The following is a 4,194-nucleotide window of genomic DNA, read 5'->3' as shown; positions in this document are numbered from 1 at the left end:
CCAGCTCGATCGCGAGGAAGCGGTCCGCCACGCGCGCCATCTCGGCCGCGTTCCCGCCATCCCCGGCCGGGAGGGCTGAGCCATGCAGGCAAAGCCTCTCTCCGCCGACGTGCGCGAGCTGCGAGACCTGTTCCGCACCTATGTCGCCTCCCACCAGCGGCCGACGATCGACGCCTGCCGCGATCTCACGGTGTCCCTGTGCCTGCTTGCGGAGAAGGCCGAGCGGCTTGAGCAGCGCGCGGCCGATGCCGACGAGATGGAGGCGATCGCCCGCGATCTCGACGTCGTCGCCAGCGCGGCCGTTTCGCCGTCGTTGCAAGAGGCGCTGAGGGCCCAGCAGGCCGAGATCCAGCGCCAGCTGGACGGCGGCGGGCCGGTCCATGTCGCGCGTCCCGGCCTTGCTGCCCTCGCCATGCCGATCGGCGATAGCAACGTCGTCAGCTTCCCGTGCGCCCCGCGCTCGGCCGGCCGCGACGACGGGGGCCACGCGGCATGAGCGAGCGCCACGTCACCTTCGACATGATCGTCCAGGCGGTCGGTGCCGTCGCGGGCGTCACCCGCCACGAGATCATGGTAGCGGGCCGTGCCGGCGCCGACGAACGGGTCCATCTCCGCTACGCCTGCTGGTGGCTCGCCAGCAAGATGACCTCGCTGGGCCCGAGCACGATCGGCCGGATGTCAGGCGGCCGCGACCACACCATGGTGATCCACGGACAGCGCCGGGCCGAGGAGCTGCGCGCCTCGAGCGAGACCTTCCGCCTTTCGACGGATGCGCTTCTCGGCACGCTGCAGGCGCTCGAGCGCGCCGGCCTGCTGCGCTTCGCCGTCTCGATCGACCCGCTCGCCACGGCCCGCCGCGTGCTCTCGGCGCCCGAGCGCGAGGCCGTCCGCGTCTCGACCTACGAGATCGTCGCCATGTCCCGGCTCATCGTCGAGCAGGCCGATGGCGACCCTTCCGAACCTTCAACCGAGGAGACCGAACATGCAGCTTGAGAACGCTTCCGCCCTGCCTGGTAACGAGAGTGAAGCCGCCCTGGCCCGGCAAGTGCCAGCCGTCGCCAGCGGCCTGATCGATGTCGGTGGACAGCCTCATATGCGCGACGCCAAAGGCCGCCTCGTGCCGGTCGAGCTGGTGAAGCCGGCCGACAAGCTCGAGGACGAGATGGTGCGCAAGGTCATGGCCTTCGCGCTCGATCTTTCGGCCCAAATCGCCCGCTTCAAGGAACACACCTTCGCCGACCTCAATGGCTTCCAGCAGCTGCTGGAGCAGGAATACGGCGCCCGCGCTGGCGGCGAGAAAGGCAACGTCACCTTCCAGACCGTCGACGGGCTGATGCAGGTCAAGGTGCAGATCGCCGACTTGATCGAGTTCGGCCCGCAGCTGCAGCAGGCGAAGTCGCTGATCGACGAATGCCTGGTCGAGTGGGGCGCCGACAGCCGGCCGGAGATCCGCGCGATCGTCTCCCGCGCCTTCGCGGTTGAGAAGGAAGGTCAGATCAACAAGGCCAACTTGTTCCTGCTGCTGAAGCTCGATATCGGCGACGAGCGCTGGACGCGGGCGATGACGGCGATCCGCGACGCGATCCGGGTCACCGGCACGAAGGAGTATGTCCGCTTCTACCAGCGCCGGCGCCCGCAGGACCGCTTCGAGACGGTCACCATCGACCTCGCGGCAGCGTGAGGGGGCGATGGCGTTCTTTTCCCTCACGGTCGACACGGATGACGTCGCCCTGTCTCTTCGGGATGAGGGCGGGCAGTTCGCGGACCTCCTGAACGAAATTGTCCGGGATGGGTCGGTCTCCATCGCCTTTCAGGTCGAGTTCGCCGCGGCGCTCGACGAAGGCGGACGCGGCCTGCTGAAGCAGTTGCTCGATGCCGTGGTTGGGCTCGACCGGCAGTCTGCCGCCACCGATGTGGGAGGCGGCTGATATGGCCATCATCAAGAACTGGACCGAGAACCGGGCACTCGCCGCGAGCAACCGGCGGGTGACCAAGGTCTGCGCCCTCCTGGAGGAGATCGCGGCGCTCTGGCCGGAAGACAACTACGTCGACACGGTTTGCACCGAAATGCGCGACGGACTCCGCGAGCTGCAGGTCAGCATCGTTGTCGCCGCGCAGGAGCGTGCCGAGCAGGCGGAGGAGGCCTGACATGGGCATCCTCCTCTCTCGCGCCCGCTCCGGTCAGTGCCGCTGGATCGTCTGCGAGGCCGTCGAACCTCGCCGCGGCGAGCCCATCGACATTTTCGGCGGCCGTCGCGTCTGCGGTGATCCCACCATCTGGCCGACCTCCTACTGCGCCGATCACTGCCTGCGGGTCTACGCCGCCGCCCCGGCGGTCAAGGACGCCCTCGACTTCTCCAGCCGCACTGCCCCGCCGGCACTCGACCGGCAACCTGAGCTCACGGAGATTTTTGGATGACCGCCCGCTTCACCAATGAGCAGCTCGCTGCCGCGGCCGAACGCGAGGTCCGGTTCCGCGAGCGCGTCTATGCCCGCCAGGTGCAGATCAAGCGCATGAGCCAGGCCAAGGCCGACGAGGAAATCTCCTTGATGAAGGCGATCGCGGCCAATCTCCGCGAGCAGGCGCAGCGCGATGGCCTCTTCGGAGGCGCCGCCCAATGACCCCGCGTGAGCGTCTGCGTAGCAAGATCGCCGCCCTGCAGGCGAAGACCGAGGCGAGCGGCTGCACCGAAGCCGAGGCAATGGCCGCGGCGGCGCTGGCGGCACGGTTGATGGCGGAGCACGACTTCGACCAGGCCGAGATCGAGATGACCGAGGCGACCGCGCCCGACAGCTCGACCCGGACGACGAACCGCACCACCTGGCGCGACAAGCTTTCGGCCGCGATCGCCTACTACACCAACTGCGCGTGGCTGATCCGCTGCGATCGCGGCGACATCCTGTTCGTCGGCCGCGAGCCTGGGCCCGATATTGCGGCCTATCTCCGCGATGTCTGCTTCCGCGCGGTCGATCGCGCCCTGCGCGAGTTCAAGGAGACGCCATTCTACACCCGCCGCCGCAAGCTCTCGACCCGCCGGGCCGCCGCCGCCGATTTTGTCGACGGGATGGTCCTGCGCCTGATCGTCCGTCTCGCCGACCTGTTCAGGCCGGTGGGGAACGAGGCCGCCCGGCAAGAGGCGAAGCAGGCGCTGGCGAGGCGCGAACCCGTCACAGTTCCGGTTGAGCTGAAGGGCCGGAAGGAGCGCTACGCCGGCGCCGGATCGGCGGGTTGGCGCGCCGGCGCTGATGTCGGCCTCCATCACGGTGTTGGTGGCTCGGACGCGCCTCTTGCGATCGAGGACCGGTCATGACCGCCCCGCGGATCTCGCTCGCCGAACAGATCGAGGCCGTGCGATTTGCCGAGACGCGCCAGCGAGCGCTGAACGACGGCCAGGCGATCAAGGAGCTGCGCGGCGTACAGTTCGGCAAGCGCGATATCGAGCGCCTGAACACAGCCGCCCGCTCGCTTGAGCTCCTGAAGGAGCAGGCCGACGAGATCCGCGCCTTCCTTAAGTTACCAGCCGATGCCCGCGAAGCCGTCCTCCGCCATGGCGAGACCATGGGCCAGATGTGCCTCGAGCTCGCGAAGCGCGAGGCGATCGCCAAGGCGGGAGGGCCGGTGCGATGATGGGCCTGACGCCGCGCCAGGCCGATTGCCTGGCCTTCATCCGCAAGCGCCTCGAGACCAGCCAAGTCGCGCCATCCTATGAGGAAATTGGCGCACATTTCGGCATCGTCAAAAGCAACGCGCACCGCATGGTCCATGCACTGGCGGAGCGCGGGCATATCCGCTTCACCAGCGCCCGCGGGCGTTCGATCGCACTAGTCGAGAGCGGCTTGACCAAGCCCATGGAGGCCGGGCTCGCCTTGCTATCGCGCGTCACCGGCAAGAGCCGCGACCAGCTTGTCGCCCAGGCGGTCGAGGAGTTCCTCGAGCGGCAGGTGCGGCGATGACGCAGCATTCCTTCGCCTTTTCGCCGGCCGTCATGGCGCAGCGTTCCGAGCCGGTCGACTCCCTCGACTTCTTCCCGACCCCGCCCTGGGCGACCCGGGCCTTCGTGCACCATGTTGCTCGGCCGGAGCTGGGCGTCCTGATCCCAGATCAGATCCTGGAGCCCGCCTGCGGCGAGGGCCATATGGCCGAGCCATTGAAGGAGGTGTTTCCCTTCGTCGCCGCGAGCGACGTCCATCCCT

General features: G+C 68.3%; 10 protein-coding genes and 1 pseudogene. All 11 read left to right on the top strand.

Annotated features, from left to right (window positions below):
• The first annotated feature begins 82 nt into the window (after window positions 1-82).
• Window positions 83-496, top strand: coding sequence for a hypothetical protein (locus CXY91_RS29665; RefSeq protein ID WP_100965532.1), 414 nt, complete (start codon window positions 83-85; stop codon window positions 494-496).
• Window positions 493-993, top strand: coding sequence for a helix-turn-helix domain-containing protein (locus CXY91_RS29660; RefSeq protein WP_100965531.1), 501 nt, complete (start codon window positions 493-495; stop codon window positions 991-993). The genes CXY91_RS29665 and CXY91_RS29660 overlap by 4 nt, the downstream gene beginning before the upstream one ends.
• Entirely contained in the window at window positions 983-1,681 is a 699-nt protein-coding gene (locus tag CXY91_RS29655; RefSeq protein WP_100965530.1) for a DUF3164 family protein, read from the top strand. Before CXY91_RS29660 ends, CXY91_RS29655 begins: the two co-directional genes overlap by 11 nt.
• A 7-nt stretch (window positions 1,682-1,688) precedes the next feature.
• Window positions 1,689-1,928: a hypothetical protein gene (locus tag CXY91_RS29650; protein WP_100965529.1), complete on the top strand. Its 240-nt coding sequence runs from the start codon at window positions 1,689-1,691 to the stop codon at window positions 1,926-1,928.
• Between the two features lies 1 nt (window position 1,929).
• Window positions 1,930-2,148, top strand: coding sequence for a hypothetical protein (locus CXY91_RS29645; protein ID WP_100965528.1), 219 nt, complete (start codon window positions 1,930-1,932; stop codon window positions 2,146-2,148).
• A 1-nt stretch (window position 2,149) separates the two neighbouring features.
• On the top strand, window positions 2,150-2,419 hold the full coding sequence (locus tag CXY91_RS29640; RefSeq protein WP_100965527.1) for a hypothetical protein: 270 nt from the start codon (window positions 2,150-2,152) through the stop codon (window positions 2,417-2,419).
• Window positions 2,416-2,622, top strand: coding sequence for a hypothetical protein (locus CXY91_RS29635; RefSeq protein ID WP_100965526.1), 207 nt, complete (start codon window positions 2,416-2,418; stop codon window positions 2,620-2,622). The genes CXY91_RS29640 and CXY91_RS29635 overlap by 4 nt, the downstream gene beginning before the upstream one ends.
• Window positions 2,619-3,311, top strand: a complete 693-nt coding sequence (locus CXY91_RS29630) for a DUF7168 domain-containing protein (protein WP_100965525.1) — start codon at window positions 2,619-2,621, stop codon at window positions 3,309-3,311. The genes CXY91_RS29635 and CXY91_RS29630 overlap by 4 nt, the downstream gene beginning before the upstream one ends.
• On the top strand, window positions 3,308-3,628 hold the full coding sequence (locus CXY91_RS29625; protein ID WP_100965524.1) for a hypothetical protein: 321 nt from the start codon (window positions 3,308-3,310) through the stop codon (window positions 3,626-3,628). Before CXY91_RS29630 ends, CXY91_RS29625 begins: the two co-directional genes overlap by 4 nt.
• Window positions 3,625-3,954, top strand: coding sequence for a LexA family protein (locus CXY91_RS29620; protein ID WP_100965523.1), 330 nt, complete (start codon window positions 3,625-3,627; stop codon window positions 3,952-3,954). The genes CXY91_RS29625 and CXY91_RS29620 overlap by 4 nt, the downstream gene beginning before the upstream one ends.
• Window positions 3,951-4,194 (top strand): annotated as a pseudogene (locus tag CXY91_RS29615) (hypothetical protein); the annotation flags it as partial. The gene CXY91_RS29620 and the pseudogene CXY91_RS29615, both read left to right, overlap by 4 nt.

Origin of the sequence: Allobosea sp. FBZP-16, from assembly GCF_002831785.1 — a bacterium.
GTDB lineage: Bacteria > Pseudomonadota > Alphaproteobacteria > Rhizobiales > Beijerinckiaceae > Allobosea > Allobosea lupini.
The sequence above is the reverse complement of the archived record's forward strand: the minus strand, read 5'-3'. Positions and strand labels throughout refer to the sequence as shown.

Coding starts and splice junctions, on each gene's coding strand:
- CXY91_RS29665 (WP_100965532.1), top strand. CDS start 83: ATGCAGGCAAAGCCTCTCTCCGCCGACGTGCGCGAGCTGCGAGACCTG.
- CXY91_RS29660 (WP_100965531.1), top strand. CDS start 493: ATGAGCGAGCGCCACGTCACCTTCGACATGATCGTCCAGGCGGTCGGT.
- CXY91_RS29655 (WP_100965530.1), top strand. CDS start 983: ATGCAGCTTGAGAACGCTTCCGCCCTGCCTGGTAACGAGAGTGAAGCC.
- CXY91_RS29650 (WP_100965529.1), top strand. CDS start 1,689: ATGGCGTTCTTTTCCCTCACGGTCGACACGGATGACGTCGCCCTGTCT.
- CXY91_RS29645 (WP_100965528.1), top strand. CDS start 1,930: ATGGCCATCATCAAGAACTGGACCGAGAACCGGGCACTCGCCGCGAGC.
- CXY91_RS29640 (WP_100965527.1), top strand. CDS start 2,150: ATGGGCATCCTCCTCTCTCGCGCCCGCTCCGGTCAGTGCCGCTGGATC.
- CXY91_RS29635 (WP_100965526.1), top strand. CDS start 2,416: ATGACCGCCCGCTTCACCAATGAGCAGCTCGCTGCCGCGGCCGAACGC.
- CXY91_RS29630 (WP_100965525.1), top strand. CDS start 2,619: ATGACCCCGCGTGAGCGTCTGCGTAGCAAGATCGCCGCCCTGCAGGCG.
- CXY91_RS29625 (WP_100965524.1), top strand. CDS start 3,308: ATGACCGCCCCGCGGATCTCGCTCGCCGAACAGATCGAGGCCGTGCGA.
- CXY91_RS29620 (WP_100965523.1), top strand. CDS start 3,625: ATGATGGGCCTGACGCCGCGCCAGGCCGATTGCCTGGCCTTCATCCGC.